General features: G+C 47.2%; 4 protein-coding genes and 1 pseudogene. 3 read left to right on the top strand and 2 right to left on the bottom strand.

Annotated features, from left to right (window positions below; all coding sequences use genetic code 11):
* Positions 1–204 precede the first annotated feature (204 nt).
* On the bottom strand, positions 205–1,470 hold the full coding sequence (locus tag A3751_RS08770) for a malic enzyme-like NAD(P)-binding protein (RefSeq protein ID WP_068454522.1): 1,266 nt from the start codon (positions 1,468–1,470) through the stop codon (positions 205–207).
* A gap of 39 nt (positions 1,471–1,509) precedes the next feature.
* Here A3751_RS08770 and A3751_RS23730 point away from each other — a divergent pair, with 39 nt between their 5' ends.
* Entirely contained in the window at positions 1,510–1,635 is a 126-nt protein-coding gene (locus A3751_RS23730) for a hypothetical protein (RefSeq protein ID WP_255374856.1), read from the top strand.
* A 47-nt stretch (positions 1,636–1,682) separates the two neighbouring features.
* Here A3751_RS23730 and rpmE read toward each other — a convergent pair whose 3' ends face one another.
* Positions 1,683–1,895, bottom strand: coding sequence for a 50S ribosomal protein L31 (rpmE, locus tag A3751_RS08765; RefSeq protein ID WP_068454520.1), 213 nt, complete (start codon positions 1,893–1,895; stop codon positions 1,683–1,685).
* Between the two features lie 248 nt (positions 1,896–2,143).
* Here rpmE and A3751_RS08760 point away from each other — a divergent pair, with 248 nt between their 5' ends.
* Together A3751_RS08760 and argS are read left to right on the top strand one after the other, a co-directional pair.
* Positions 2,144–4,351, top strand: coding sequence for a primosomal protein N' (locus tag A3751_RS08760; RefSeq protein WP_068454517.1), 2,208 nt, complete (start codon positions 2,144–2,146; stop codon positions 4,349–4,351).
* Between the two features lie 132 nt (positions 4,352–4,483).
* Positions 4,484–4,785, top strand: a pseudogene (argS, locus tag A3751_RS08755) (arginine--tRNA ligase); the annotation flags it as partial.

Here is a 4,785-nt window from a genome sequence, read left to right as displayed (position 1 = left end):
ACTAATCGACAATGAAACCGAAGCATCAGAGCGACAGCCTGATGAACGCTTTGAACGACCAGAGGACATTTTTTAAAGCGAGCTGATTCAAGCCCTTACCAATTTAATCGCGATCAGCACTGTCAGATAGTTACATTCTTCGACAAGTATTCAGACACAAAAAAACCGCTTCAATGAAGCGGTTTTTTTTATTCAAAACATTAATTACTTAATGTCTTCGACTGTTTTGAGCGGGTAATGCTCAGGATAGCCAAAACGCGCAACGCCTGAGTCAACTGCTGCTTTGGCAACTGCTGCAGAGACCGCGCCCAACAAGCGGACATCCAATGGCTTAGGAATAATATAATCTTTGCCATATTCAAGAGGCTCACCACCGTAAGCATCAACGACTTCCTGTGGTACAGGCTCTTTTGCAAGATCTTTAATTGCATGAACCGCCGCTACCTTCATCTCTTCATTAATCGCGGTTGCACGAACGTCAAGAGCACCACGGAAGATGAACGGGAAGCCAAGAACGTTATTCACTTGGTTCGGGTAGTCTGAACGACCAGTCGCCATGATCAAGTCTGAGCGCGCAGCAATTGCTGTTTCTGGCTTGATCTCAGGATCAGGGTTAGAGCATGCAAAGATGACCGGATTTGGAGCCATGCGGTTCAAATCTTCTACAGAAAGAAGGTTAGGACCAGATAGACCAACAAAAACATCCGCACCGTCACAGGCATCTGCAAGCGTACGCTTGTCAGTGTCATTAGCGAACATCGCCTTGTACTGGTTCAAATCATCACGACCAGTATGAATAACACCCTTACGGTCAAGCATGAAGATATTCTCTTGCTTCATGCCACAGCTAATTAGAAGCTTCATACAAGCAATAGCGGCTGCGCCGGCACCTAGACAAACAACTGTTGCATCTTCAATTTTCTTACCCGCTAGCTCAAGCGCGTTGATCATGCCCGCAGCGGTAACAATTGCAGTACCATGCTGATCATCGTGGAAAATTGGAATTTCGCACTGCTCTTGAAGGATACGCTCGATTTCAAAACACTCAGGTGCTTTGATATCTTCGAGATTAATACCACCAAACGTATTTGCGATTCGCTTTGTTGTATCTATGAACGCCTGAGGGCTTTCAGAATCAACCTCGATGTCAAACACATCAATACCAGCAAAACGCTTAAACAGTACACCCTTACCTTCCATTACTGGCTTACTTGCCAATGGACCAAGGTTACCAAGACCAAGAATCGCGGAGCCGTCAGAAATTACAGCGACAAGGTTGCCCTTTGCCGTGTACTTGTACGCGTCTTCCGGATTTTCAGCAATTGCACGCACTGGCTCTGCTACACCAGGGCTGTATGCTAGAGAAAGGTCACGTGAAGTTAGAGTTGGTTTAGTGATTTCAACACTGATTTTCCCCGCACGAGGTTGAGCGTGATAGTCGAGTGCTGCTTGTTTTAAATCGTCTGCCATTACAGTGTACCGTTTTAAAATTTTAGGCCGAAGCCTTTAATGGATACTTACTCTCGACTTCATACCGAGCATATCGCTCCTGCATGTCATCAAGAGTTACTCCGTGAAACCGAGTTCTACGTTGCGAACTCTGATTCAGACCTAACAGGTGTAAACCCTGTCTAAGTGCAAAAAAAGAGCGCGTAGCGCTCTTTTTAAATTTTGGAATCGGACTAGCTTGCGATTCTGCTTCCGAAACGCTTCTTGAACTTGTCGATGCGACCGCCAGTGTCCATCACTTTCTGCTTACCAGTGTAGAATGGGTGGCACGCCGAGCACACGTCCAAAAGAAGATCTTTGCACAGTGTTGAACGTGTCTTGATCACGTTACCGCAACTGCATTTTGCTTCGATTTCCTGATACTCAGGATGAATATCGTTTTTCATGATAATGACCTCTATAAAGTTTTGCCGCCACTCACTGTAAACCTGTCGAGCAATGAGCACCGCAAGGAAGGCTTCGAGCCTAGCACCACAAAAAGGCGCACAGGCCGAATTTGAGGCGGAGCATCTTACCAAAACCTATATAGAGTGCAAGCCTGAATTGGTTATATTTTGACTAGCCTTACCTAAAATCAGCCCACTGTTCGTTTTTCACATGACCCGCTTACCTGCTCAGCGTAAACTACCAGATTATGAACTCCCCAAACGATTCCAAGCTTTACGCGCATATCGCTTTACCGGTTCCTCTCATCGGAGGCTTTGATTACATCGTAACCAAAGTACAAACTGAGCACGCAGTCGCTGGCGCTCGCGCGCTCGTTCCCTTTGGGAACCGCAGACTAGTTGGCGTTGTTCTCGAGCTTAAAACGAGGTGTGATCTAGATGATGCAAAACTGAAACCCATCGACATGATCTTTACAGAGCAGCCCGTATTTAGCAGCGAAATGCTCACCCTGCTCTCTTGGGCAGCACACTACTATAGCCACCCTATCGGGGAGGTATTTAGCAACGCCCTTCCAAGCGCACTGCGCAAACCCAAAGCAGCACCAACCTACACAAAGAGCTTGTGGCGACGAACTCGCAAAGCATTTGAGGGCAGAAGCAATGCACACCTTCAAATTGCAGCTCTTGACGCTTTGGAACATTCTCCCTCAGGGTTATGGGACGATGCACTTCGCATCATGGGGTTCAGCACCAATCTACTTAGAAAACTAGAGCAACAAGACTATATTGAGCGGGAAGAAAACGATCTGTCGAGCAAGGCAATGCAGATCAGCGAAGATGCGCATCATTACACGTTAAATGAAGAGCAAGCCGCCACCCTTACTAGCATAAAGGCAAAGCTGGGGCGCTTTTCACCACATTTGCTAGAGGGTGTAACAGGAAGCGGCAAAACAGAAGTATATATTGCCGCTGTAAAAGAGTGCTTACTGCTCGACAAGCAAGCCCTAGTTCTGGTTCCAGAGATCAATCTAACCCCTCAAACGTTCAAGCGCTTTCAAAGCCAGCTAGGCATCCCTGTCGCCGTCTACCACTCAGGCATGACAGAAAAAGAAAAGTTCATCACTTACCAGATGCTCAAAACAGGCCAAGCAAAAGTCCTCATCGGAACGCGTTCTGCAATATTCCTTTCCACGCAAGCGCTTGGACTCATTATCGTTGACGAAGAGCATGACAGCTCATACAAACAATCAGATAACTTTAAATACTCAGCAAGAGATCTAGCCGTTAAGCGTGCACAACTTGAGGACTGCGCAATCGTACTTGGTAGCGCCACGCCGTCTTCAGACAGTTTACTCAATGCTCAGCAGGGACGATTTGATTGGCTCACACTCAACCAGAGAGCGAAAAAGGCCGCCATGCCGACGATAAAGTTAGAAGATATGCGAGCCTTAACGAGTAAAGATATTCTTAGCCCTCGCACTCTTGCCAAAATAAAAACGCAAATCGACCAGGGCAATCAAGTCATCGTTTTCCATAATCGCCGCGGCTTAGCACCGAGTTTGATGTGCTTTGATTGTGGTTGGATATATCAGTGTCCGAACTGCGATGCACGCGCAACAGTGCACCAAAGACCTGCCCGACTTCATTGCCACCACTGTGACTATAAAAGCCCAATAGTAGGTAGCTGCCCGCAATGTAAAGGGACGAACGTAAATGCTGTGGGAGCCGGAACCGAGCGAATCGAGCAGATACTGCATTATTACTTCCCCAATACCGATTTAGTGCGCCTGGATAGAGATGAAATCAAGAATCAGGCCGATCTTGAACAGGCAACTAGCATCATTCATCAAGGCCAACCCTGCTTGATCGTCGGCACGCAAATGATCGTAAAAGGGCATGATTTCCCCGATGTTACGCTGGTTGTTGTCGTTGATGCAGATGGACTTTTCTTTAGTTCTGATTTTCGCGCAATGGAAAAAGGCGCTCAGCAACTCCTGCAAGTTGCAGGTCGGGCCGGACGAGGCGATAAGAAAGGAGAGGTCACCATTCAGACTCGACAACCGGAGCACCCGTTATTGGAGTTACTGAAGCAACATCAGTATACGAATTTTATGCAAAACGAGTTACGCGAACGCGAGCTTTGCGCTCTTCCTCCGTTTAGCAAATTGGCGACTATCAGGGCCGAATCGGTTGATGCCGGTCGATGCGAACAAGCCCTTGCCCAGCTAAAAGGCTGCTTAAACTCGACCAAAGAGCTTGCCGGGATCTGCATCGCAGGTCCGCTTAGCGCAGCCATTTCACGTAAGCAAAATCGCTATCGCTACTACTTACACGTATTTGCTGAAAATAACAAACAACGCTTTATCGCGCAGCACTACACGCTGCATTTCATTCACCAATTAAAGCAACGCGATCTGCGTCTTAGCATCGACGTAGACCCGATCGAGACCAACTAATTACTTAGATGAACGAAAAGCGGGCAGATTCTTTTACTCAAGCCTGAAATTATAGATAATACGCGCCCCTAATATCGCTATAGCCGAGTATCGCTAAAGATATCAGCCAGCAACACTTACCCCCGGAGCATCATGAAAGAAGCCATCGCAAAACTTATTGAAACGGCAATTAACGAACTGCAAGCAGAAAAAACGCTTCCTGCCGATCTCAACTTCCGGGTAATGGTTGATAACACCAAAGATAAAAGTCATGGCGATTTCGCGACTAACATCGCCCTCATGCTCGCAAAGCAAGCGGGCAGCGCGCCTCGCAACCTGGCCGAGAGTATTTGCAAGAAAATTGAAGAACATGCGCCTGCTGAAGTCGAGAAAATGGATATTGCAGGGCCCGGCTTCATAAACTTCTTTGTCAGTACCGCAACGCAGTTCAGCGT

The organism is Oleiphilus sp. HI0080, from assembly GCF_001635135.1.
This window is presented reverse-complemented; position numbering and strand designations above follow the sequence as displayed.